General features: G+C 77.2%; 18 protein-coding genes and 1 pseudogene. 4 read left to right on the top strand and 15 right to left on the bottom strand.

Annotated elements, in window-relative coordinates; all coding sequences use genetic code 11:
• Nucleotides 1-11: 11 nt before the first annotated feature.
• Nucleotides 12-2357: a DNA helicase PcrA gene (gene pcrA, locus AB8M62_RS09590; protein WP_369056225.1), complete on the bottom strand. Its 2346-nt coding sequence runs from the start codon at nt 2355-2357 to the stop codon at nt 12-14.
• A 90-nt stretch (nt 2358-2447) separates the two neighbouring features.
• Here pcrA and AB8M62_RS09585 point away from each other — a divergent pair, with 90 nt between their 5' ends.
• A complete protein-coding gene (locus tag AB8M62_RS09585; protein WP_369069359.1) occupies nt 2448-3062 on the top strand; it encodes a TetR/AcrR family transcriptional regulator in 615 nt (204 codons plus the stop codon).
• Nucleotides 3063-3070: 8 nt separating this feature from the next.
• Nucleotides 3071-5281, top strand: a complete 2211-nt coding sequence (locus tag AB8M62_RS09580; RefSeq protein WP_369069358.1) for an MMPL family transporter — start codon at nt 3071-3073, stop codon at nt 5279-5281.
• 12 nt (nt 5282-5293) lie between these two features.
• Here AB8M62_RS09580 and AB8M62_RS09575 read toward each other — a convergent pair whose 3' ends face one another.
• The 5 genes from AB8M62_RS09575 to AB8M62_RS09555 all read right to left on the bottom strand — a co-directional run bounded on the left by AB8M62_RS09575 (nt 5294) and on the right by AB8M62_RS09555 (nt 10570).
• Nucleotides 5294-6142, bottom strand: coding sequence for an IclR family transcriptional regulator (locus AB8M62_RS09575; protein ID WP_369056222.1), 849 nt, complete (start codon nt 6140-6142; stop codon nt 5294-5296).
• Between the two features lie 90 nt (nt 6143-6232).
• Nucleotides 6233-8263, bottom strand: coding sequence for a bifunctional metallophosphatase/5'-nucleotidase (locus AB8M62_RS09570; protein ID WP_369069357.1), 2031 nt, complete (start codon nt 8261-8263; stop codon nt 6233-6235).
• Nucleotides 8264-8394: 131 nt separating this feature from the next.
• The gene (locus tag AB8M62_RS09565) at nt 8395-9315 is read right to left on the bottom strand and encodes an NUDIX hydrolase (RefSeq protein ID WP_369069356.1); all 921 of its coding nucleotides are present in this window, start codon (nt 9313-9315) and stop codon (nt 8395-8397) included.
• Nucleotides 9312-9704: a DUF3817 domain-containing protein gene (locus tag AB8M62_RS09560; RefSeq protein WP_369069355.1), complete on the bottom strand. Its 393-nt coding sequence runs from the start codon at nt 9702-9704 to the stop codon at nt 9312-9314. The genes AB8M62_RS09565 and AB8M62_RS09560 overlap by 4 nt, the downstream gene beginning before the upstream one ends.
• Nucleotides 9701-10570 (bottom strand): SURF1 family cytochrome oxidase biogenesis protein, encoded by an 870-nt coding sequence (locus AB8M62_RS09555; protein WP_369069354.1) that lies wholly within the window; start codon nt 10568-10570, stop codon nt 9701-9703. The genes AB8M62_RS09560 and AB8M62_RS09555 overlap by 4 nt, the downstream gene beginning before the upstream one ends.
• Nucleotides 10571-10679: 109 nt before the next feature.
• Here AB8M62_RS09555 and AB8M62_RS09550 point away from each other — a divergent pair, with 109 nt between their 5' ends.
• On the top strand, nt 10680-12068 hold the full coding sequence (locus AB8M62_RS09550; RefSeq protein ID WP_369056217.1) for an aminotransferase-like domain-containing protein: 1389 nt from the start codon (nt 10680-10682) through the stop codon (nt 12066-12068).
• A gap of 28 nt (nt 12069-12096) precedes the next feature.
• On the opposite strand, the gene guaA is transcribed toward AB8M62_RS09550, so the two are convergent.
• Both guaA and AB8M62_RS09540 read right to left on the bottom strand, forming a co-directional pair.
• Complete coding sequence (gene guaA / locus AB8M62_RS09545; protein ID WP_369056216.1) at nt 12097-13737, bottom strand: glutamine-hydrolyzing GMP synthase; 1641 nt, start codon at nt 13735-13737, stop codon at nt 12097-12099.
• A gap of 175 nt (nt 13738-13912) precedes the next feature.
• Nucleotides 13913-15112 carry an L-talarate/galactarate dehydratase gene (locus tag AB8M62_RS09540; protein WP_369069353.1) on the bottom strand — a complete coding sequence of 400 codons (1200 nt, stop codon included), beginning with the start codon at nt 15110-15112 and terminating at the stop codon, nt 13913-13915.
• A 127-nt stretch (nt 15113-15239) separates the two neighbouring features.
• On the opposite strand from AB8M62_RS09540, the gene AB8M62_RS09535 reads away from it, so the two are divergent.
• Nucleotides 15240-16148 (top strand): LysR family transcriptional regulator, encoded by a 909-nt coding sequence (locus AB8M62_RS09535; RefSeq protein WP_369069352.1) that lies wholly within the window; start codon nt 15240-15242, stop codon nt 16146-16148.
• Here the strand turns inward: AB8M62_RS09535 and AB8M62_RS09530 are convergent.
• The 7 genes and pseudogenes from AB8M62_RS09530 to AB8M62_RS20110 form a co-directional block, all read right to left on the bottom strand.
• Entirely contained in the window at nt 16135-17091 is a 957-nt protein-coding gene (locus AB8M62_RS09530; protein WP_369069351.1) for an oxidoreductase, read from the bottom strand. The two genes, AB8M62_RS09535 and AB8M62_RS09530, sit on opposite strands and share 14 nt — an antisense overlap.
• A gap of 11 nt (nt 17092-17102) precedes the next feature.
• Nucleotides 17103-18227 carry a GuaB3 family IMP dehydrogenase-related protein gene (locus AB8M62_RS09525; protein ID WP_369056212.1) on the bottom strand — a complete coding sequence of 375 codons (1125 nt, stop codon included), beginning with the start codon at nt 18225-18227 and terminating at the stop codon, nt 17103-17105.
• Between the two features lie 104 nt (nt 18228-18331).
• On the bottom strand, nt 18332-19771 hold the full coding sequence (guaB, locus tag AB8M62_RS09520) for an IMP dehydrogenase (protein WP_373694906.1): 1440 nt from the start codon (nt 19769-19771) through the stop codon (nt 18332-18334).
• A 124-nt stretch (nt 19772-19895) separates the two neighbouring features.
• Nucleotides 19896-21260 (bottom strand): hypothetical protein, encoded by a 1365-nt coding sequence (locus AB8M62_RS09515; RefSeq protein ID WP_369069349.1) that lies wholly within the window; start codon nt 21258-21260, stop codon nt 19896-19898.
• On the bottom strand, nt 21257-22063 hold the full coding sequence (gene shbA, locus AB8M62_RS09510; RefSeq protein WP_369069348.1) for an RNA polymerase sigma factor ShbA: 807 nt from the start codon (nt 22061-22063) through the stop codon (nt 21257-21259). The genes AB8M62_RS09515 and shbA overlap by 4 nt, the downstream gene beginning before the upstream one ends.
• A 4-nt stretch (nt 22064-22067) precedes the next feature.
• The gene (locus AB8M62_RS09505) at nt 22068-22679 is read right to left on the bottom strand and encodes a response regulator transcription factor (RefSeq protein WP_369055757.1); all 612 of its coding nucleotides are present in this window, start codon (nt 22677-22679) and stop codon (nt 22068-22070) included.
• Nucleotides 22680-23774: 1095 nt separating this feature from the next.
• Nucleotides 23775-23972: pseudogene (locus AB8M62_RS20110) on the bottom strand (MerR family transcriptional regulator); the annotation flags it as partial.
• Nucleotides 23973-24183: the final 211 nt, after the last annotated feature.

The following is a 24183-nucleotide window of genomic DNA, read 5'->3' as shown; positions in this document are numbered from 1 at the left end:
GAGCGGAACCCCTAGATCTTCTCCACGGGCGCGTACCGCAGCAGCAGGCGCTTGGTCCCCTCGCGGAAGTCGATGTGGGCGACGGTCTTGTCCCCCTCCCCCTCCACGCGGACCACGGTGCCCATGCCGAAGGAGTCGTGGGTGACGCGGTCGCCCGGCGACAGGCTGATGACCGGGCGGTTGCCGGGCGAGCGCACCCCGGGCCGCTGCGCGATCCGCGAGACCGCCGGCGGGGTGGTCACCCCGAACCCCGTCGAGGCGCCGCGCTTCCAGTGCACGAGCGCGGGCGGGACGTCGTCGAGGAACCGGCTGGCCGGGTACTGCTGGGGGGCGCCCCACGCGCTGCGCACCGCCGAGCGCGACAGGTACAGCCGCTCGCGCGCGCGGGTCAGGCCCACGTAGGCCAGGCGGCGCTCCTCGGCGAGCTGGTCGGGGTCGGCCAGCGAGCGCGTGTGCGGGAACGTGCCGTCCTCCAGGCCGGTGAGGAAGACGACGGGAAACTCCAGGCCCTTGGCGGTGTGCAGGGTCATCAGCGTCACCACGCCCTGCCCGTCGGCGTCGGGGATCTGGTCGGCGTCGGCGACCAGCGACACCTTCTCCAGGAAGTCCGCGAGCGTGCCCTCCGGCTGCTCGTCGGCGAACTCCTCGGCCACCGCGACGAGCTCGGCGAGGTTCTCCACGCGGCTCTCGTCCTGCGGGTCGCCGCTGGCGCGCAGCTCGGCCAGGTAGCCGGTCTGCTCCAGCACGGCCTCCAGCACGGTGGCCGGCGCGGCGCCCGACTCGGCCAGCGTGCGCAGGTCCGCGACCAGCTGGGCGAAGCCCTGCACGGCCTTCAGCGAGCGCGCAGCCAGCCCGACGGCCTCGTCGGCGCGCTCCAGCGCCTGCCCGAAGGTGATGCGCTCGCGCTCGGCCAGCACCGCCAGCGCCGCCTCGGCGCGCTCGCCGATGCCGCGCTTGGGCACGTTGAGCACCCGGCGCAGGTTCACCAGGTCGTCGGGGTTGTCCAGCAGCCGCAGGTAGGCGATGGCGTCCTTGACCTCGCGGCGCTCGTAGAAGCGGGTGCCGCCGACGACCTTGTAGGGCAGGCCGGTGCGGACGAACACCTCCTCCAGGGCGCGCGACTGGGCGTTCGTCCGGTAGAAGACCGCGACGTCGGAGTGCCGCACGCCCTCCTCGTCGGCGAGGCGGTCGACCTCCTCGGCCACGAACGAGGCCTCGTCGTGCTCGTCGTCGGCGACGTAGCCGACGATCCGCTCCCCCTGCCCCGAGGCCGTCCACAGGTTCTTCGGGCGGCGGTCCTCGTTGACGGCGATGACCTCGTTGGCCGCCGACAGGATCGTCTGCGTGGAGCGGTAGTTCTGCTCCAGCAGGACCGTGCGGGCGTCCGGGTAGTCCTCCTCGAACTCCGTGATGTTGCGGATCGTCGCGCCGCGGAAGGCGTAGATCGACTGGTCCGCGTCGCCCACCACGGTCAGCTCGGCGCGCGGGACGGGCCCGTCGCCGGTGCCCGTCAGCTCGCGCACCAGCACGTACTGGGCGTGGTTGGTGTCCTGGTACTCGTCGACCAGGACGTGCCGGAAGCGGCGGTGGTAGTGCTCGGCGACGTCGGGGAACGCCTGCAGCAGGTGCACCGTGGTCATGATCAGGTCGTCGAAGTCCAGGGCGTTGGCCTGCCGCAGCCGCTGCTGGTAGGCGCGGTAGGCGGCGGCCAGCTTGCGCTCGACGTCGTTGCCGTTCTCCCCCGAGGCGCGCTCGGCGTACGTCTCCTCGTCGACCAGCTCGTTCTTCAGGTTCGAGACCATCGCCGAGAACGAGCGCGGCGCGTAGCGCTTGGGGTCGTAGTCCAGCTCCCGGCACACCATCGCCATGAGCCGCTGGGAGTCGGCCGCGTCGTAGATGGAGAAGCTCGTGCGCATCCCGAGGTGGTGCGCCTCGCGGCGCAGGATCCGCACGCACGCGGAGTGGAACGTGGACACCCACATGCTGCGCGCGCCCATCCCGACGACGTCGCCCACCAGGGCGGCGACGCGCTCGCGCATCTCGGCGGCGGCCTTGTTGGTGAAGGTGATCGCCAGGACCTGCCCGGGGGTGACGCCGCGCTCGGCGAGCAGGTGCGCGATGCGGTGCGTCAGCACGCGCGTCTTGCCCGAGCCGGCGCCGGCGACGATGAGCAGCGGGGACCCGCTGTGGACGACGGCCTCGCGCTGCTGGGGGTTCAGCCCGGCCAGCAGGGCCGCGGGATCGGCGCCGGGGCGGCGGCGCGCGCCGGGCCCCTCCGACCCGTCGGCGGGGGTCGGGCCGGTGGAGCCGCCGGCTCCCGGGCCGCCGAGGGGCAGGTCGTCGAAGAGTGTGCTCATCGTGGGACAAGCGTAGGTCGCTGCTCCGACAGGTCGACCCCGGACCACTCCGGTCCATCATGGACCGGGACGGTCCTGTAACCTCCAGGCGTGGTCCGACCCACCCGCCGGGAGATCGACGACGAGATCGTCGACCGCGCCGCCGAGCTGTTCGCCCGGCACGGCGTCGACCAGACGTCCGTGCAGCGCATCGCCGACGCCGTCGGCTACTCCAAGACCGGTCTGCTGCACCGCTTCCCCACCAAGGAGGCGCTGCGCGCCGCCGTGGTCGAGCGCTGCACCGCCCTGGTGGTGCAGGTGCGCGACGCCGTGGCCGGCGCCCCGCCCGGCCCCGCGCGCGACCGCGCCGCCCTCGACCTGCTCGCCCGCACGGCCCTGGACCGGCCCGGGTTCATCGCCCTGCTGCTGGCCTCGCTCAGCGCCGACGGCGACGGGTCGCCCCAGCACCCCCTCGACGACGTCGCCGGGGTGCTCGGGCAGGTGTTCGGCACCGACCTCGACCCGCCCGCCGGTCACGTCCCCGGTGCGCCCGACGAGCGCGCCGTCCGCGTGGTCACCGCCCTCGGCGGGCTCGCCGTCGCCGCGCTGGCCTGCCGGGGCGCGGACGGGGACGTGCGCCCCGCGCTCGTGCGCGCCGCCTGCGGCGCGCTCGGCCACCCCGGGCCCACCACCGACGACCACCACCAGAACCCCGCGCACCGCTGAGGAGACCCGTGGCCACCTTCCTGCACCGGCTGGGCCTGGGGGCGTTCCGCCACCGGGTCGCCGTCGTCGCCGTCTGGCTCATCGCCCTGCTCGGCGTCGGCGTGGGCGCCGCGACCCTGTCCGGCGAGACCGTCAACACCTTCGAGATCCCCGGGCAGGAGTCGACGACCGCGCTGCGGCTCATCGACGAGCGCTTCGGCGACACCTCCGGCGGCGCCGGCGCCCAGGTCGTCGTCCAGGCCCCCGACGGCGCCGAGGTCACCGACCCGGCCGTCGCCGGCCCGCTCACGCAGCTCGTCACCGAGCTGGGGCAGCTGCCCGGCGTCGTCAGCGCCACGAACCCGCTGGACCCGCGGAACCCCACCGTCTCCCCCGACCTGCGCGCCGCCTACAGCACCGTCACCTACGGCGTGCCCGCCCCGGAGGTCACCGAGGAGCAGCAGGACGCGCTGCGCGCGGCGCTGGAGGGCGCCCGCGACGCCGGGCTGACCGTGGAGGCCACCGGCGAGGCGACGGTCGAGCCGTTCCACCTGGGCGGCACCGCCGAGGCCGTCGGCGTCGTCGCCGCCTTCGTCGTCCTCGGCCTGACCTACGGCTCCCTCGTGGCCGCCGGCATGAACCTGCTGACCGCCGTCGTCGGCGTGGCCATCGGGGCGCTCGGCATCACCACCCTCACCGGGTTCACCGACCTGCAGTCGACCACCCCGATCCTCGCCGTCATGCTCGGCCTGGCCGTCGGCATCGACTACGCGCTGTTCATCTTCACGCGGTTCCGGCACGAGCTGCGGGACGGGCGCGACGTGCGCGACGCCGTCGCGGTCGCCACCGGCACCGCCGGCTCGGCCGTCCTGACCGCCGGTACCACCGTCGTCATCGCGCTGGCCGGGCTCACCGTCGCCGGCATCCCGTTCCTCACCGAGATGGGCCTGGCGGCCGCCGGGACCATCGTCGTCGCCGTCCTCGTCGCCCTCACCCTCGTGCCCGCGGTGCTCGGCCTCGTCGGGCTGCGGGCGCTGCCCGGCCGCGCCCGCCGCGCCCTGACGCACGAGGGCGGCCGGCACGTCGAGGTCGCCGACGCCGACGGCACCGGCCGCGGCGTCTACGCCGGCTGGGTGCGCACCACCACCACCCGGCGCTGGGCCAGCCTGGTCGCGGTCGTCGTCGTCCTCGGGATCGTCTCGCTGCCCGTCGCCTCGCTGCGCACGACGCTGAACCAGCTGCCCGCCGACGACAGCACCCAGGCGCGGGCGCAGCAGATCCTGTCCGAGCGCTTCGGCGCGGGCGTCACCGGCCCGCTGGTCCTGCTCGTCGACGGCGAGGGCGCCCCCGAGCGCGCCGCCGCCGTGAGCGCCGAGGCCGCCGAGCTGCCCGGCGTGGCGCTGGCCACCCCGCCGCAGCCGAACGCCGACGCCACCGCCGCGCTCGTCACCGTCGTCCCCACGACGGGCCCGGACACGGACGAGACCGCCGACCTCGTGCAGGCGCTGCGCGACCGGCTGGCCGCCGACGAGGCCGACGGCACCGCCGGCGCCACCGCGTCGTACGTCACCGGCACCACCGCCGTCAGCGTCGACGTCTCGCAGACGCTGGACCGGGCGCTGCCCGTCTACCTCGTCCTCGTCGTCGGGCTGGCGTTCGTGCTGCTCGTGCTGGTCTTCCGCTCGGTCCTCGTGCCCGTCGTCGGCGTCCTGGGGTTCCTGCTGACCATCGGCACGACGCTCGGCGCGACCACCGCGGTGTTCCAGTGGGGCTGGCTGGGGTTCCTCGGCCTGGCCGAGACGACCGGCCCGTTGCTCAGCCTGGCGCCGATCATCGTCGTCGGGATCCTGTTCGGGCTGGCGATGGACTACCAGATCTTCCTCGTCTCGCGGATGCACGAGGCGCACGCCCACGGCGCCGACCCGCTGCGAGCCATCACGACCGGGTTCCGCCAGGCCGCGCCCGTCGTGGTCGCCGCCGCCGCGATCATGTTCTCGGTGTTCGCCGGGTTCGTGCCCGAGGGCGACGCGACGATCCGGCCCATCGCGTTCGCGCTGGCCGTCGGCATCTTCGCCGACGCGATCGTCGTGCGGATGGTGTTCGTGCCCGCGGCCCTGGCGCTGCTGGGCCGGCGGGCCTGGTGGCTGCCGCGCTGGCTGGGCTGGCTGCCCGTGCTGGACGTGGAGGGCACCGCCCTGGAGCGCGAGCGGCCCGCGCGCGCGGTGGCACCCGCCCGCTGAGGGACCGGCGCCTCAGCGCACGCCGGCCGCCCGCAGCTCGCGCGCGAGGCGGCCGGCGTGGCGCTGCACGATCCCGGCGACCCGCTCCACCTCCTCGTCGGTGGCCAGCTCCGCGGGCAGGCTGCAGCTGATGGCGTCCGTGGCGGGGATGCGGTACTCCACCCGCACCCCCACGCACACCGTGCCGGGCAGGTTCTGCCCGCGCTCCAGCGCCCAGCCGCGCTCGCGGACCTCCTCCAGCTCGCGCTCCAGGTCCGCGCGGGTGCGCACCGTCGCCTCCGTCAGCGGCGGCAGGTCGTCGCCCGGCAGCAGGACGTCCAGCTCCGCGGCCGTGCGCTCGGACAGCAGCGCCTTGCCCAGCGACGTCGCGTACGCGGGCAGGTAGCGGCCCACCCGCGAGGCCGAGCGGTGCCGGTCCGGCGCCTCGCGGGTCGCCAGGTAGACGACGTTGCCGCCGTCCAGGCGCGCCACGTGCGTCGTGCAGCCCGCCTCGTCGCGGATCGCCTCGATGGCCGCCGTCGCCCGCGGCAGCGCCGGGTCGCGGTCCAGGTACGCGGTGCCCGTCAGCAGGGCCTGCGCGCCGATGCCGTACCCGCCGCCCGGCGTGGGCGGCTCGATCCAGTGCAGGTCCACCAGGGTGCGCAGCAGCGCGTGCAGGCTGGAGCGCGGGTAGCCCGTCGTCTCCTGCAGCTGCGCCACCGTGAACGTGTACGGCGGGCGGGCCAGCGCCTCCAGGATGCGCACCGTCCGCTCCGCCGACTTCACCGGCCCGCGCCCCTGCGCGTCGTCCTCCAGCGCGCCGTCGAGCCCCTCGGGGGCGCGGGTGTCCGCCTCGCGCCCGCGCGTCCTCGTCCCAGCCACGGTCGGAGTGTAGACAACGAGCGCCGGCCGGGGCCCCGTCCAGCGACGTGGACCCCGGCCAGCGCGGGTCGGCGGCGTGTCAGCGGGTGGTCAGCGCGTCCCCGGGCGGCGCCGCGACGCGACGAGCAGCCCGCCGCCCACCACCACCAGCGCACCGCCCGCCGCGAGCGCCGGCCACGCGTCCGCGCCCGTGCGCGGCAGGGCCGTGCGCTGCGTGCCCGCGCTGCGCGAGGTCCCGCCCGCGCGGACCGGTGACGCGCCGCGCACCGGCGCCTTCGCGGTCGCCGACGGCGACGGCGAGGGGGCCGGCACCACCGGGGCGGGCGTCGTCGGCGAGGGCGCGGGCGCCGGGGTCGTCGGCGCCGGGGCCGCCGCCACCGACGAGCGCGGCGCCGTGTCCGGCGTCAGCGGCTGGTTCTCCGGCAGCCCCAGGTAGGTGGTGAGGACCTCCAGGTCCGTCTGCCCCAGCTCCACCCGGTCGGTGCCCTCGGCCAGCGTGGAGAAGTTGTCCCCGCCCGCGGCCAGGAAGCTGTTGACCGTGACCCGGTACGTCGCCGCCGGGTCCAGCTCCGCGCCGTCCAGCGTCACCGAGACCACCCGCTGCCCCACCGGGGCCTGCGGGTCGTAGGTGAAGGCGAACCCGCGCGAGACGCCCAGCGCCAGGAACGGGCGCGAGGACCCCTCCGGCTGCCACTGCTCCTCCAGCACCTGCCGCACCTGCGCGCCCGTCAGCGTCATCGTCACCACGGAGTTCGCGAACGGCTGCACCGCGGCGGCCTCGGCGTAGGTGACGACCCCGTCCTCCTCCTCGCCGCCGGCGAACAGCAGGTCGTCGCGCAGGCCGCCGGGGTTCATGAAGGCGATCTGCGCACCCGCCCCCGACGTCAGCGCCAGCTGCGCGTCCGCCACCAGGTACCCCAGCGGGGACGGGGTGCCGCGGTCGTCCTCGGCGCCGGAGAACGCGCGGGTCACGTCCGCGGTGATGCGGCCCACCGGGCGCGCGCCGACCTCCTGCGAGACCTCGACGGCCGCGTCGACGATCGCCTGCACCTCCGGGTCGGGCGCGAAGCCCTGCACGGGCAGCACCTCGTGGGCCTGAGCGACGACCTCGCCCGTGGCGTCGTCGACGTCCAGCACGAGGCGGTCCAGCGCCACCCCGTACGCCTCGGCCGACAGCACCGGCCGCGGCAGCTCGCGCCCGGGCACCGGCACCTCGCAGTCGTACAGCTGGTGCGTGTGCCCGGACAGCACCGCGTCCACCTGCGGCGACAGCGCCTGCAGCATCCGGCCGAAGTCGCCCTCGGTCGCCACCTGCGCGCAGTCGGTGCCCGCCGAGCCCTCGTGGGCCAGCAGGACCAGCACGTCGGCCTCCCCGTTGGCCGGGTCGCCGTCGCTGAGCGCGTCGGCGACGCGGTTGGCGGCCTCGGCCGGGTCGGTGAACCGCAGACCGGCGATGCCGTCCGGGGCGACCAGGCTGGGCGTGGCCGCCGTGACGACGCCGATGAACCCGACGCTCACCCCCGAGACCTCGCGCACCGCGTACTCCGGCACCGCCGGCCCGCCGTCGGCCAGCTCCACGTTCGCCCCCAGGTACGGGAAGGCCGCCAGCGGCGGTTCCCCGCCGGGGCCCGGACGGCCCTCCACGCCCACCCGCTCCACGAGGTCGTCGTAGCCGGCGTCGAACTCGTGGTTGCCCACCGCCGACAGCGCCACGCCCATCGCGTTCAGCGCCGCGATCGTCGGCGCGTCCTGCTGCACGAACGACGGGAACGTCGAGGCGCCGATGTTGTCGCCCACGGACACCACGACGGTGCCCTCCTCCTGCGCGCGCAGGGCGTCCAGCGCGCCCGCCAGCTGCGCCGCACCGCCCACCGGCTCACCGTCGTCGGTGCTCTCCGGGGCCTCCAGGCGGCCGTGGAAGTCGTTGAAGGCGCCGATCTGCACGCGGGTGCGGCCGTCCTCCGGCGGCGGCAGCAGGTCGGCGACCGCACCGGGCGCCGGGTCCGGCGAGGGGGTGGTCGAGGCCGCGGCGCCGGCCGCGCCGGACAGGGCGGTACCGGCGACCAGGCCGAGGGCGGCCGTCAGGGGCAGCAGGGGGTGGGCGCGACGAGGGTGGGGCATGGGCTCGCTCTCGTGGGTCCGCGGGGCCGGTGGGGCCGGAGTGACGCGGGCGGAGTCTGCCACCGGCGCGGCGCCCGGGGAACAGGTCGCGCGTGAACAGCGGGTTTCCGGTGCCTCCGGCAGCCGTGCCCTCAGCAACCGCGGCGGCGCAGGGCGAACTGCACGCCGCGGTGCGCGACCCCCACCAGGCCGACCGCGGGCGCCTCGTCCAGCGGCACCCAGCGGCTCAGGTCGGTGCTGCCGCCCACGTCCAGGACCTCCGGCTCGCGCACCTGGGTGGCCGTGGCGGCCACCAGCACCCGCACCGCGTGGAAGTCCTCCAGCACCCCGCGCGGGGAGCGGCCCGTGAAGTGCTCCGAGGCCACGTCGAGCAGGCCGTCGACGACGACGTCCATGCCCGTCTCCTCGTGCACCTCGCGCACCGCGGCGTCCACCGGGTGCTCGCCGTGGTCCACCCCGCCGCCCGGCAGCGTCCAGCGGCCCGGGCTGGGCGTGCGCTCGGACAGCCGCGTCAGCAGGATGCGCTGGTCCGGGCTAACGACGACCGCGTAGGCGGCCAGCCGCTGGCGCACCACCGGCACCAGCCCGTCGGCGCCCGGCGACCCCGCCGCGGCGCCCGTGGCCCGCGCGACCTCCGCGGCGCCCACCGCGACGGCGGCGTCGGCCACCAGGGGCAGCTGCTCCGGCACCGGCGCCCAGCGCGCCGGGCGGGCCGCGTCGCGCAGCGCGTGGTCGGTGACCTCCGCGGCCAGCACGACGTGGACGCTGTGCACGTCCACGCCCCCCGCCGGGACGACGACGCCGTCAGCGGCGGTGCCGCCCGGCTCGCGCCGCACCGCGTGGCGCACCTCCAGCGGCCCGCGCGGGCGCGCGGGCGGGGCGCCCACCGCCAGCAGCGCGCGCTGCACCCCGGCGGCCGGGGTCTCCCCGTGCGCCAGCACCGCCCACGGCAGCACCCCGTCGCCGTCCACGAGCAGCTGCCCGCGCGAGCGCAGCGCCGCGTGCACGACGACGCGCTGCAGCGCCGGCCGCTCGCCGGTCGTCAGGCTCACCGGGCGGCGAGCTGGGCTTCGACGGCGCGGTGGTTCTTCCGCTCCGCGTAGAAGGACAGGAACGGCACGGTGCCCGCCAGGGCCGTCAGCAGCATCCGCGACCACGCCCAGCGCACCCGCGTGCCCAGGTCGAACGTCGTGATGAGCAGCAGGATGTAGAAGCCGCCGTGCACCGGCCCCATGACCGTCGTGATCTCGTCGCCGGCGTGCAGGACGTACTCCTGCACCATGCCGGCGACCACGACGAGCAGGCCGATGCCCGTCACCCACGCCATGACGCGGTAGCGGGTCAGCGCGGAGCGCGCGCTGGCGCGGGTGGACGTGGTGCCCGGCAGCAGCTCGCGGCCGTCGGGGCCGCCGTCGGCGCGGGGCCCGGCGTCGGCGCTCATCGGGCGGTGCTCATGTCTCGTCCTCCTGGACGCGGATCGGTCGGGTCGGTCGGTTCGGCCGGCCCCGCGGGGCCGGCGGCCCCCTCGGGCTCAGCGGGCTCGGCGGCGCGCAGGGCCTCGCGGTCGCGGCGGTCGTCGCGCAGGAACCGCGTCCACAGCAGCACCGCGAAGCCCGCGAACACCCACCACTGGGCGGCGTAGGCCAGGTTGCGCAGGTCCAGCCGGCGGGTGGCCTGCCCCGGGTCGGACGGCGGGACGGCCACCAGGCCCGCCTGCGGGGCGGTGTCGGTGACGTAGGCGTTCGCCACCGGGTAGTCGACGCGGTTGACGAGGTCGGCGGCGCTGACGACGCGCACCTCCCCCGGGCCCAGCGCCCGGGTCGCGGGCACCGTGTCCGAGCCCTCCGGGGGCTGCACGACACCGGTGACCTCGACGGGGCCGGCCGGCAGCGGCGGCGCCGGGGCGCCCTCGGGGACGAACCCGCGCACGACGGCCGTGCCGCGCTCGGTGCCGTCCGGGGCGCTCGAGCGCACCACGCCCACCACCCAGGAGCCGACCTCGTCGTCCACCCGGCGCGAGGGCACCCGCAGGTCCACGGCCGGGTCGAAGACGCCGCTGACCACGACGCGGCGGCCCACCTCGTCCTGCACGAGCACGCCGCGCCCGTCCGGGGCGCCCGCGGCCACGACCTCCTCGACCGCCACCACCGGCTGCTGCGCCGGAGGGGCGGAGACGACGACGTTGCCGCTGCGCCACTGCCACCAGCCCAGGACCACGCACACGGCGACCGCGGTCCACGCCACGGCGGTCAGCGCGAGCGCGCGCGCCCGCCCGGGACCTGCGGCGGGACGGGACGGGCCGGGCACCGCTCCAGCGTACGTGGGCCGCGCCGGGCGCCCGGGCGCGCCCGGCGTGGGCCGCGTCACGCCCCCCGGCGGCGCTCGGCCCGCTCGGGTAGCGCTACCGTCCCTGTCCGTGGACTCGGGTAGCAGTGTGGCGGTCGTCGTGGCGAACCTGCGCGAGCTGGCGCGCGGGCTGCCGGCCGGCGCCCGGCTGCCCAGCAGCCGCCGGCTCGTCGCCGACCTCGGCGTCGGGCCCGTCACCGTCCAGCGCGCCGTGGACGCCCTCGTCGCCGACGGCACCGTCACCACCCGCCCCGGCGCCGGCACCTACGTCGCCCGCCCCACCCGCACCAGCTCCGCCGACACCGACTGGCAGCGCGTGGCCCTCGGCGCCTCCCCCGTGCAGGCCGCCGACGTCGTCGCCGCCCTGTCCGCCCCACCCGAGGACGTCCTGGACATGGCCCGCGGCTACCTCGACGCCGGCCTGCAACCCACCACCCGCCTCGCCGCCGCCACCGCGCGCGCCGCCCGCCGCCCCCGGGCCTGGTCGATGCCCCCGCACGCCGGGCTGCCCGAGCTGCGCTCCTGGTTCGCCCACCAGCTCGGCGCCGACCGCGAGGACGTCCTCGTCACCCCCGGCGGGCAGGGGGCCCTGTCCACCGTGCTGCGCGCGCTCGTGCCCGCCGGCAGCCCCGTCCTCGTCGCCGTCCCCGGCTACCCCGGCGTCATCTCCCTGCTGCGCAGCGCCGGGCTCGCACCCGTGCCGGTGCCCACCGACGCCGACGGCGTGCGCCCCGAGCTGCTCGAGCGCGCCTTCGCCACCACCGGCGCGCGCGTGCTGTACCTGCAGCCCACCTACGCCAACCCCGACGGGCACGTCCTGGCCGCCGCGCGCCGCCGGCCCGTCCTGGACGCCGCCGCGCGCGCCGGCGCGTTCGTCGTCGAGGACGACTTCGCCCGCTGGCTCGGGCACGGCCCCACCCCGCCGCCGTCGCTGCTGCGCGACGACACCGACGGGCGCGTCATCACCGTCAACTCCCTCACCAAGACCGCCGCGCCCAGCCTGCGGGTCGGCTGCGTCGTCGCCCGCGGGCCCGTCCTGCAGCGCATCACCGCGCTGCGCGTCGTCGACGACCTGTTCGTCTCCCGGCCCCTGCAGGAGGCCACCGTCGAGCTGGTCACCGGCGCCGGCTGGGGCGCGCACCTGCGCGCGCTCAGCGCCGCGCTGGCCGACCGGGTCCGCACGCTGGGCACCGCGCTGGCCGCCGAGCTGCCCGAGTGCACCTGGACGCCGCCGCGCGGCGGGTTCTCCCTGTGGCTGCGCCTGCCCCGCGGCGCCGAGGACGCCGAGGTGGCCCGCCGCGCCCTCGCGGAGGGCGTCGCCGTCAGCCCGGGGCGGCACTACGTCGTCGCCGAGGAGGAGGCCGCCCACCTGCGGCTGTGCGTGGCCGGGCTGGACGCCGGCCAGGTGCCCGAGGCCGTGCGCCGCCTGGCCCGCGCCGTGCGCGGGCCGGGCGGCTGAGCCGCCCCCGCCTCAGCGGGTCAGCGGCTCACTCCCACTCGATGGTGCCCGGCGGCTTGCTCGTCACGTCGAGCACCACCCGGTTCACCTCGGGCACCTCGTTGGTGATGCGCGTGGAGATGCGCTGCAGGACGTCGTAGGGCAGGCGAGTCCAGTCCGCCGTCATGGCGTCCTCGGAGCTGACCGGGCGCAGCACCACCGGGTGCCCGTACGTGCGCCCGTCGCCCTGCACGCCCACCGAGCGCACGTCCGCCAGCAGCACCACCGGGCACTGCCAGATCTCGCGGTCCAGGCCCGCGGCCGTCAGCTCCGCGCGGGCGATGGCGTCCGCCGCGCGCAGCACCTCCAGCCGCTGCGGGGTCACCGCGCCGACGATGCGGATGGCCAGGCCGGGGCCGGGGAACGGCTGGCGCCACACCATCGCCTCCGGCAGGCCCAGCTGCAGGCCCACCGCGCGCACCTCGTCCTTGAACAGCGCGCGCAGCGGCTCCACCAGCTCGAACGTCAGGTCGTCCGGCAGCCCGCCCACGTTGTGGTGGCTCTTGATGGTCGCCGCGCCCTCGCCGCCGCCGGACTCCACCACGTCCGGGTACAGCGTGCCCTGCACGAGGAAGCGCACCTCGCCGCTGCCGCCCTCGGCGGCCACGACGTCGCGGGCGGCCTGCTCGAAGACGCGGATGAACTCCCGGCCGATGGTCTTGCGCTTCTGCTCCGGGTCGCTGACGCCCTCCAGGGCGTCGGCGAAGCGCTGCACCGCGTCGACCACGTGCAGCTTCACGCCCGTGGCGGCCACGAAGTCCTGCTCGACCTGCTCGGCCTCCCCGGCGCGCAGCAGGCCGTGGTCGACGAAGACGCACGTCAGCTGCTCGCCCACCGCGCGCTGCACCAGCGCGGCCGCGACCGCGGAGTCCACCCCGCCCGACAGCGCGCAGATGACCTTGCCGTCGCCGACCTGCGCGCGGATGCGAGCGACCTGCTCCTCGATGACGTTGCCGGTCGTCCAGTCGGGGTCCACGCGCGCGCCGTGGCGCAGGAAGTTCACCAGCACGTCCTGCCCGTGCGCGGAGTGCTTGACCTCCGGGTGCCACTGCACCCCGTACAGGCGCCGCTCGTCGTCCTCGAACGCGGCGACCTCGGCACCGGGCGACTGCGCCACCACGCGGAAGCCCTCCGGCGCGCGCGCCACGGAGTCCCCGTGCGACATCCACACCGACTGCTCGGCCGGCTGCTCGCGCAGCAGCGTCGAGGACTCCGGGTGGACCGTGGCCGTCGTGCCGCCGTACTCGCGCGCGCCCGTGCGGGCGACCTCGCCGCCCAGGGCCTGGGCCATCGCCTGGAAGCCGTAGCAGATGCCCAGCACGGGCACCCCGGCCTCGAACAGCGCCGGGTCCACCTGCGGGGCGCCCTCGGCGTACACGCTGGCCGGGCCGCCGGACAGGATCACCGCGGCCGGGTCCTTGGCGAGCATGTCCGCCACCGGCATCGTGCTGGGCACGATCTCGGAGAAGGTGTCCGCCTCGCGCACCCGGCGGGCGATCAGCTGGGCGTACTGGGCGCCGTAGTCGACGACGAGGACGGGGCGGTGCGCGCGCTCGGCGGCGACCTCCGGCGGCTCCTGCGGGGTGGTGCCGGGGACCGGCTCGGTCGCACTGCCGACGGGCTCGCTCACGGGTCCCAGGCTATCGGCCCCGCACCACCGCCCCGGTCCGGCGCCGCCCGCCCCCGACCCCGACCGCCGCCCCTGCCCGACCGCCCACCTCTCCGTCACCTCACCTCGCCCCGCCCCCGCCGTGATCATGGACGGGTGAAGCTTCACCCATCCATGATCACGGCGGGAGGTGGGGTCAGGAGGGGACGGGGGCGCCGAACTCGGCGGTCTCGCTCGTCCAGGCGCGCGCCCGCTCGGACAGCGACAGGCCCAGGCCGGGGCGCGAGGGCACGACCATCCGGCCCTCCCGCAGCTCCAGCCGCTCGTTCCACAGCGGCTCCAGCCACTCGAAGTGCTCCACCCACGCCGTGTGCGGGTAGGTGGCCGCCAGGTGGACGTGGATCTCCATCGCGAAGTGCGGGGCCAGGCTCACCCCGGCGACCTCCGCGAGCGTCAGCAGCTTCAGGAACGGCGTGATGCCGCCCACCCGCGGGGCGTCCGGCTGCAGGTAGTCCACCGCGCGCAGCCGCAGCAGCTCCTCGTGCTCGGCGACGCTGGCGAGCATCTCGCCCGTGGCGACCGGGGTGTCCAGGGCGGCGGCCAGCGCCGCGTGCCCCTCGGCGTCGTACGCGTCCAGCGGCTCCTCGATCCACTCCAGGCCGAAGGGCTCCAGCGCGCGGCCCATCCGCAGGCCGTCCTGGCGGTTCCACTGCTGGTTGGCGTCGACCATCAGCGTCACGTCGTCGCCCAGCGCCTCGCGCACGGCGGCCACGCGCGCCAGGTCGGCCTTGCGGTCCGGCTGGCCGACCTTCAGCTTGATGCCGCCGATGCCGCGCTCGACCGCCGCGCGGCAGTTGTCCACCAGCGCCTCGAGGGGCACCGACAGGAACCCGCCGGAGGTGTTGTAGGCGGCGACGGTGTCGCGGTGGGCGCCGACCAGCTTGGCCAGCGGCAGCCCGGCCCGGCGGCCCTTGAGGTCCCACAGCGCGACGTCGAAGGCGGCGATCGCCTGCGTGGCCAGGCCGCTGCGGCCCACCGAGGCGCCCGCCCACACGAGCTTCGTCCACAGCCGGGCGGTGTCGCTGGGGTCCTCCCCCAGCAGGTCGGGGGCGATCTCGCGGGCGTGGGCGAACAGCCCCGGACCGCCGGCGCGCTTGGAGTAGCTCCAGCCCAGCCCCGTCAGGCCGCTCTCGGTGACGACCTCGGCGAACAGGAACGCGACCTCGGTCAGCGGGCGCTGCCGGCCGGTGAAGACCTTCGCGTCGCTGACGGGACTGCCCAGCGGCAGCGTCGCCCGCGACAGGCGGATCCCGGTGACGCGGTCGGTGCTGGCCTCGCCGCGGCCCAGGTGCAGGCCGGCGAGGTCGGGGACGACGGTGTGGGTCTGCAGCGTCATCGCGGCGGTCTCCAGGGGACGGGGTCGGTCGGGGTCCCGCCACCGTAGGAAGACCGGGCCATGCGCGTCCAACATCGATCCGGCATCGTCCGGTGCACGACCGGTATCGCGGTGCCACGATGAGCGGGTGGACTACACGCTGGAGCAGGTCCGCGCGCTCGTCGCCGTCGCCGACACCGGCCACTTCGGCCGCGCCGCGCAGTCCCTGTCGCGCACCCAGCCGCCCCTGAGCCGCGCCGTGCAGAAGCTGGAGGCGGCCGTCGGCGCGCGCCTGCTGGAGCGCACCCCGCGCGGGGCCGTCCTCACCGCCGCCGGGGCCGCGTTCCTGCCGCACGCGCGCCGGCTGCTCGCCGAGGCCGCCGACGCCGGGACCGCGGCGCGCGAGGCCGCCGCCGGGCGCACCGGCCGGGTGCGGGTCGGGTTCACCGTCCTGGCCGGGCTCACCGTGCTCGGCGAGCACCTGGCCCCGGCGCGCGAGCGCCTGCCCGGGGTGCGCCTGGAGCTGGAGGAGGCCGACTCGCGCGCGCAGCTGGCCGGGCTCGCCGCGGGCACCCTCGACCTCGGCCTCGTGCGCGGGCTGCCGCCCGGGACGGACCTGAGCGCGCGGCTCGTGCGCTCCGAGCGCCTCGTCGCCGCCGTCCCCGCCGCCCACCCGCTGGCCGGACGGACCTCGGTCACCCTCACCGAGCTGGCCGCGCACCCGCTGGTCACGCACTCGCCCGACCTCGCGCCGGCCCTGCACCGCCTCGTCGACGCCGCGTTCACCGCCGTGGGCGCGCACCCGCCGGTGGCCGCCACCGCCAACCAGGTGCACACCCTGCTGGCCCTCGTCGACGCCGGTGTCGGCGCCGCCGTCGTGCCCGCCGGCGTCCTGCGGCTGCGGCTGGACGGCGTGCGCTACCTGGAGCTGGGCGAGGGGGACGGCCACCGCCCCGAGCGGCACCGCGCCGAGCTGCACCGCGTGCACCGGCCCGGCCCGCCGCCGGCGCTGCGCGCCCTGCTGGACGTGCTGCCCGCGGGGGTCAGCCGCGCCTGAGCTCGGCCGGGTCGACGCCCGTCCACTCGGCCGAGCGCGCCCACAGCCAGGCGGCGTCGCCGGGGTCGTGCGCGGCGGCCGGGGCCTGCACCCGCACCGGGTACCCGCGCGCCTGCCCGGGCCCGTCCGGGCCGAAGTACTCCCCGCCCGCCGCGGACGGGTCCGTGGCCGCCCGCAGCAGCGGCCAGGCGCCCTGCGAGGCCGGCTGCCCGAGCACCCGCGAGACCCGCCCGGCCACCGCGCGCACGAGCTTGCCGCGGTCGCGCACCGGTCCCGAGGTCGTCAGGTTCGTGTGCGCCACACCCGGGTGCGCGGCCACCGACAGCAGCGGCAGGCCGGCGGCCCGCGCCCGGCGCTGCAGCTCCGCCGCGAACAGCAGGTTCGACAGCTTCGAGCGCCCGTACACCCGCCAGGCCCGGTACCCGCGCTCGCTCTGGTAGTCCTCGCGGTCCAGGCGGGCCGAGCGCGCCGCGACGCTGGAGACCGTCACCACGCGGCCGCCGCCGCCCGACAGCAGCGCCGGCAGCAGCAGGCCCGTCAGCGCGAAGTGGCCCAGGTGGTTGGTGGCGACCTGCGTCTCGAACCCGTCGACGGTGCGGCCGAGCGGGGGCGCCATGACGCCCGCGTTGTTGACCAGCACGTCGACGCTGGAGCGCCGCCGCAGCACGTCCGCGGCGGCCCGGCGCACGCTGGCCAGGTCGGCGGTGTCCAGGGCCACGACCTCCACCGAGGCCTCGCGGCCGGAGTCGGCGACGTCGCGGCGCAGCCGCTGCACCGCGGCGCGGGCGCGCTCGGAGTTGCGGCAGGCCATCAGCACGTCCGCCCCGCGGCGGGCGAACTCGGTGGCCACCACCAGGCCCAGGCCCGAGTTGGCGCCCGTGACGAGCACCGTGCGGCCCGTCTGCGGGCCCACCGCGTCCGGCGTCCAGCGCTGCTGCGTCACGGCGCGGCGCCTCAGCGCGTCGGCTGGTACGGGGAGACGACGACCTCGACGCGCTGGAACTCCTTGAGGTCGGAGTAGCCCGTCGTGGCCATCGAGCGGCGCAGCGCGCCGACGAGGTTCGTGGTGCCGTCCGCGGCGCGGCCGGGGCCGGTGAGGATCTCGGCCAGCGGCGCCACCGTGCCGACGTGGACGCGCTCCCCGCGCGGCAGCACCGCGTGGTGGGCCTCCGGGCCCCAGTGCCAGCCGCGGCCGGGGGCCTCGGTGGCCCGGGCCAGCGCCGCGCCCAGCATGACGGCGTCCGCGCCGCACGCGACCGCCTTGACGATCTCCCCGCTGGTGCCCATGCCGCCGTCGGCGATGACGTGCACGTACCGCCCGCCCGACTCGTCCATGTAGTCGCGGCGCGCGGCGGCCACGTCGGCGACCGCGCTGGCCATCGGGGCGTGGATGCCCAGCGTCGTGCGGGTCGTGTGCGCCGCGCCGCCGCCGAACCCGACCAGCACGCCCGCCGCCCCCGTGCGCATCAGGTGCAGCGCCGCCGTGTAGGTGGCCGCGCCGCCCACGACGACGGGCACGTCCAGCTCGTAGATGAAGCGCTTGAGGTTCAGCGGCTCGCTGCTGCCCGAGACGTGCTCGGCCGAGACCGTCGTGCCGCGGATGACGAACAGGTCGACACCGGCGTCGACGACGACCTTCCAGAACTCCTGCGTGCGCTGCGGCGACAGCGCCCCGGCCACCGTCACGCCCGCCGCGCGGACCTCCGCCAGCCGGGAGGTGATGAGCTCCGGCTTGACCGGCTCGGCGTACAGCTCCTGCATGCGGCGCGTGGCCACCGCCGGGTCCAGGCCGGCGATCTCCGCCAGCAGCGGCTCCGGGTCCTCGTAGCGGGTCCACAGGCCCTCGAGGTCGAGCACGCCGAGGCCGCCCAGGCGGCCCAGCGCCACCGCGGTCGCCGGGGAGACCACCGAGTCCATCGGCGCGCTCAGCACCGGGATGTCGAAGTGGTACGCGTCGATCTGCCAGGTGGTCGACACGTCCTCCGGGTCGCGCGTGCGCCGGCTCGGGACGACGGCGATGTCGTCGAAGCTGTAGGCGCGCCGTCCCCGCTTGCCGCGGCCGATCTCGATCTCCTGCACGCGCGCAAGGCTACCGGCCGGTCCCGGGGGCGCCCGGCCGCCGGGACCGGCCCCCGCGCGGGGGCCGGTCGCCGGCCCGGTTCAGCGCCCGGAGCAGCCCCGGGTCAGCGCCCCGAGTAGTTGGGGGCCTCCACCGTCATCTGGATGTCGTGCGGGTGGCTCTCCTTCAGCCCCGCCGCCGTGATCCGCACGAAGCGGCCCGTGCGCTGCAGCTCGGTCACCGAGCGCGCGCCCGCGTAGAACATCGACTGGCGCAGCCCGCCGACGAGCTGGTGCGCCACCGCCCCCAGCGGCCCGCGGTAAGGCACCTGGCCCTCCACGCCCTCGGGCACGAACCGGTCGTCGGAGGCCACGTCGTTCTGGAAGTAGCGGTCCTTGGAGAACGAGCGCCCGCCCTGGCGGGTCTGCTGCGCGCCCAGCGAACCCATCCCGCGGTAGCTCTTGAACTGCTTGCCGTTGATGAACACCAGCTCGCCGGGGCTCTCGTCGCAGCCGGCCAGCAGCGAGCCCAGCATCACCGTGTCCGCGCCCGCCACCAGCGCCTTGGCGATGTCGCCGGAGTACTGCAGCCCGCCGTCGCCGATGACCGGCACGCCCGCCGGGCGGGCCGCCTTCGCCGCCTCGTGGATCGCCGTCACCTGCGGCACGCCCACGCCCGCCACGACGCGCGTCGTGCAGATCGAGCCGGGGCCCACGCCCACCTTGATGCCGTCCACGCCCGCGTCCACCAGGGCCTGCGCCGCGGCCCGCGTGGCGACGTTGCCGCCCACCACGTCCAGGTGCGCGACGGCGCTGTCGGACTTCAGCCGCGAGATCATCTCCAGCACCGCGCGCGAGTGCCCGTGCGCCATGTCGACGACCAGCACGTCGACCCCGGCGTCCACCAGCGCCATCGCCCGCTTCCAGGCGTCCTCGAAGATCCCGATGGCGGCGGCCACCCGCAGCCGGCCGTCGGCGTCCTTGGTGGCCAGCGGGTACTGCTCGCTCTTGGTGTAGTCCTTCACCGTGATCAGCCCGGTGAGGCGGTCGCGCTCGTCGACGATCGGCAGCTTCTCGATCTTGTGCCTGCGCAGCAGCTGCATCGCGTCGGCCGGGGTGATCCCCCGCGGGGCCGTCACCAGCGGCATCCGCGTCATGACGTCGCGCACCGGGCGGGAGAAGTCGTCCTCGAAGCGCAGGTCGCGGTTGGTGACGATGCCGACGAGGGTGCCCTCGCCGTCCACGACCGGCACGCCCGAGATGCGGTAGCGCGCGCACAGCGCGTCCACGTCGGCCAGCGTCGCGTCCGGGGTGGTGGTCACCGGCTGCGTGACCATGCCCGACTCCGAGCGCTTGACGAGGTCCACCTGGGCGGCCTGCTCGTCGGCGGACAGGTTGCGGTGCAGCACGCCCAGCCCGCCCTGGCGGGCCATCGCGATGGCCATCCGGGACTCGGTGACGGTGTCCATCGCCGAGCTGAGCAGCGGGATGCGCAGGCTCACGCGCTTGGACACGCGCGTCGAGGCGTCCACCTCGGAGGGGACGACGTCGGACTCCCCCGGCAGGAGGAGGACGTCGTCGTAGGTGAGACCGGTGAGGGCGAACGGGTCGCGCTCGGCCCACTCGGCCCACCCGGTGTCGTGGCTGTCGTCCGCGGTCCTGTCGGGGTGCACGCTCACACCGTCGATGCTACGGCGCCGCCGGGCCCGCTCCGTCCGCGCTCGGGACCTGCGGGTCCGTCGGGCTGGACGTGGTCGTGCCGGTGGGCACGGCCGCGCCCGTGGACGACGTCGGCTGCGGCGACGGGGAGGGCGAGGGCACGGCCAGGGCCGTGCTCGGCGTCGCCACCGGGCCCTCGCCCTGCTGCCCGCCCGGGGAGGTCACCGGGTCGGTCGGCGTCCCGCCGGGGACCTCGGTGGGGCCGGGGGCCGCGGTGTCGCCGGGCGTGCCCGTGGGCTCCTCGCCCGGCGTGCCCGTCGGCGGGACGCTCGTCGGCGGGCTCGTCACCGGGGGCGGCGTCGTGGGCGTCACCGGCGGCGTCGTGGGCGTCACCGGCGGCGTGCTCGGCGTCACCGGCGGCACGACCGGGGCCGGGGCCTGCGACGGCGGCCGCGTCGGGGACGGGGCCTGCGGCGAGGTCTGCGTCGGGGCCGGGGCCTGCGTCTGCGGGGGCGCCGACGGCGACGGCTGCGCGGGCGAGGACGCCGGCGGGCGGGTCGGGGCGGTGGTCGGCCCGTCGGTGGCCGGCGGGCGCGTCGGCGCGGCCGTGCTCGGCGGGTACAGCAGCACCGGCGTCTGCACCGGCGCCGCCGTGCGCGACGCGCGCACCAGCTCGGGCAGCTTCGCGACCGCGGAGGCGCCGGGCACCGCGGCGGGGTCGCCGGTGGCGCTCGCCCCGACCGCGACGGCCGCCGTCCGGCTCAGCTCCACGAACGCGCTGCTGGCCTCCGCGACGAGCGCCGGGTCGGCGCCGCCGGACTCCAGCAGGCGCACCAGGTCGCGCACGCGCTGGACGGCGACGTCGGTCTCCCCCGCGCTGGCGGCGGCCGACGCGCGGGCCACCTCCTGCTGCACCAGCTGGTCGCGGCTGGGCCCGAACACCTCGTACACCTGCGTCGGCAGCCACGAGGGCACCTGGCGCTCGGCGGCCAGGCTCTCCTCGACGGTGGCCGGGGCGCGGTGGGTGGCGGCCGCGGCGGCCGTCCCGCCCAGCAGCGCGAGGGCGGCCGCGACGGCCGCGCCGCCGCGGGCGGCCCGCTGCAGGGTGCGGCGGCGGGCGGTGAGCACGCGCAGGTGGCCGGCGCGCACCTCCCCCGGCGGCTCGGCCTCCGGCGCGGGCAGCTCCTCGGGCAGCGGCACCGCCCGCACGCCCGCGGTGCGCGGGTCGGCGTGCAGGGCGTAGCCGTCCAGGACGCGCGCCAGGACGTCGCGCAGGTCCTCCTCGGTGGCGGTGTGGTTGCCCAGGCGGTCCAGCAGCGCGTCGGTGGCGAGCAGCTCGGGCACGGTGGGCGCGGCCTCGCGCTGCTCGCGCAGGTGCCCGCGGCGCGGCGTCACGACGTCACCCGCAGGGAGGCGTCGGCCAGGGCGGTCTTGCGCAGCCGCTGCACGGCGCGGTGCTGGGCGACGCGGACGGCGCCGGCGGTCATGTCCAGGGCGCGGCCGGTCTCCTCGGCGGACAGCCCGGCACCCACGCGCAGCGTGATGATCTCGCGCAGCTTGGGCGGCAGGGTGTCCAGCAGGCGGCCGACGGTCTCGGCGTCGAAGGCGTCCAGGGCCAGCTGCTCGGGACCGGGCTCGGCGGTCGCCGCGTCGGGCACCTCGTCGGTGGGCACCGGCGCCCGGTAGGAAGCCCGCTGCGCGTCCGCGACCTTGTTGGCCGCGATGCGGTACACGAACGCCTCGAACGGGCGACCCGTGTCCTTGTAGCGGGGCAGTGCCGTCAGCACGGCGATGCAGACCTCCTGTGCTGCGTCTTCCGCAGCGTGATCGGCACCGGGCAGACGCCCGAGCCGAGCCCGGCAGTAACGGTGGACGAGGCGGCGCACCGCTGCCAGGAGGTCGGCGACCGCGCCCTGCTCCCCCGTCAGGGCGCGGGCCGCCAGTTCCTGGAGCCCCCCGGCATCCACCCTGTCCATCGGCGGGGCGGCCGGTCCCGTTACACGGTCCGCGGCGGGGTCCTCCAGCGGGTCCTCCAGCACGTCCTCGGGGGGGTCCTCCGGGAGGCTCCCGTCGAGGTCGTCGCGGGACCCGGGGGTGTCCTCCAGGACGTCGACGGCGTCACCGGGGGCGCCCGCAGCGGCGCGCCGATCGGCGTCCGCTGCAGGCCGGCCTCCGGCCTCGTCGCCCCCGGGGCTCACCCGCCTACCGTACGAGACCCCAGCGGAATCCCACAGCCACCGCCTGCGCGCGGTCGGCGGCCTCGAGCTTGCGGAAGAGGCGGCGGGCGTGCGTCTTGACGGTGTCCTCCGACAGGAACAGCTCGCGCCCGATCTCGGCGTTGCTGCGCCCGCGGCTCATCCCGACGAGCACCTGCTGCTCGCGCTCGGTGAGCGCGGGGGCGCGGCCGGTGGGCACCGCGCGGGTGCGCGCGCCACCGCGGCGGCGCGAGACGTCCTGCAGCGCCTGCAGGACGGCCGTGGCCAGCTCCTCGCGCGAGACGTCCTTGACCAGGTAGCCGCGGGCGCCCGCGGCGACCGCGCGCGCCACCCCGTCGCCGTCCTCGGCCATGGTGGCCATGAGGACGTTGGCCTCGGGGTGCCGGGCCAGCAGGCGGCGCGCCGCCTCGACCCCCCCGATGCCGGGCATCCGCACGTCCATCACGACGAGCGAGGGACGCTCGACGGGCCAGCGCTGCAGCGCCTCCTCGCCCGACGACGCACCGACGACCCGGGTCACACCGGGCACCGCGGCGACCATGCGACGCATGGCCTCGCGGGCCAGCGGCAGGTCGTCGCAGACCAGTACCGTTGCCACCGCCTTACCTCTTCCCTGTTCCGGTGGAGCGGGCCGTCCGTGGCACCGCTGCGCACCGCGGGAGGCGGCACGCAGTGGTGTCATCGGCACACCGGTGGGGTGACCTGAGCCCGTCGCGCGGAACGCCGCCGACCCGGTGACCGGGCGGTGGCGCGGTGCTGGCGCGGTGGTCGCACGGGTGGTCGGGCGCCGGCCCGCGGCCCCTCAGGCGGTGACGGCAGCCAGGCAGTGGGCGACGGCCTCGGTGAGGGTCGCGGCGCGCACGCACCCGGCGGGCACGTCCCCGGACCAGGCCGTGCCGCACAGCACGAGCAGGGGGGCCGGGCGCACCCGCAGCAGGGGGTCCAGGTCGGCGGTGGAGCGCGGGACGCGCGCGTGCAGGAGCACCGCGGGCGGCCGGGCGCGGCGCACGGCCGCGGCCAGCATCCGCACCGGCACGCCGGCGCCCGTGGTGCGGCTGCCCGCCCCCGCCTCGGCCAGGGCGCCGGCGGCCGCGCGCAGCAGCAGGCCGGCCGACGGCTCGGGCACGGCGGGCCCGGCGGGCACCTCCAGGGTCGCCAGCAGCACGGCCCGCTCGGACTCCAGCACCGCGGTGGCGCGCAGCGCGCGGTCGACGGCGGCGGTCAGGGCGGTGTCCCGGGTGGCCAGGGCGGGCGCCAGGACGGCGTCCCAGGCGGCGGCCGCGCCGCGCGCGCGCACCTCGTCCCCGAAGCGGTCGGCCAGGCTCTGCACGGCCCAGTCGCCGACGTCGGCCGAGGCCCGCGCGGGCACCTCGACGTCGTCGGCGTCCTCGGCGTCGTCCCGCGCGTCGTCCCGCGGCTCGTCGCGCTCGCCGGCCCGCCCGTCGCCCCGGGGCTCGTCGCGGCCGTCGTCGCGGCCGGCGCGGGGCCGGGGGGTGAGCGCGGCGGGCGCGGGTCCCGGCGCGCCCGGGGGCGGCAGCGGGGCGGCCAGCCCGCGGGAGGGGTCCAGGTCCCCGCCGGGGCCGGCGATGGCGGCGGCGTCGGTGACGGCGGCCTCGATGACCGAGGCGGGGATGGTCGAGACGCTGGCCAGGGCGAACCCGCCGTCGCCGACCGCGGTGGTGGCGGCGATGCCGGCGGCCTCGGCGGGCGCCACGCCCTCCAGGGTCAGGCGGCGCATGACGACCAGGCGGGCCAGGTCGGTGGCCGAGTAGCGCCGGTGCGCGCCGGCGGTGTGCTCGGAGGGCCCGAGGCCGTAGCGGCGGTCCCACGTGCGCAGGGTGGCCGGCGCGACGCCGAGGCGGCGCGCGACGGCGGCCACGGTCAGCGTCATGCGGGGGGCCGTGCGCGCACCGGACCCCTCGGTCGGCGAGGGCACACCCCGATCCTGCCCGCCGGCGCCGGCGGCTGCCAGCCGGCCGGGCGGGCGGCGGCCCGGCGCGGGGCCGGCGCGCGCCCGGACCCGTCGCGGGGGGTGGCGCGGGCCGGCCCCCGGCCGCGGAACGCTGCACTCAACGCTCACGCGCCCCGACACCGTGATCACC

The organism is Kineococcus terrestris, assembly GCF_041020755.1.
Classification (GTDB): Bacteria; Actinomycetota; Actinomycetes; order Actinomycetales; family Kineococcaceae; genus Kineococcus; species Kineococcus terrestris.
This window is presented reverse-complemented; position numbering and strand designations above follow the sequence as displayed.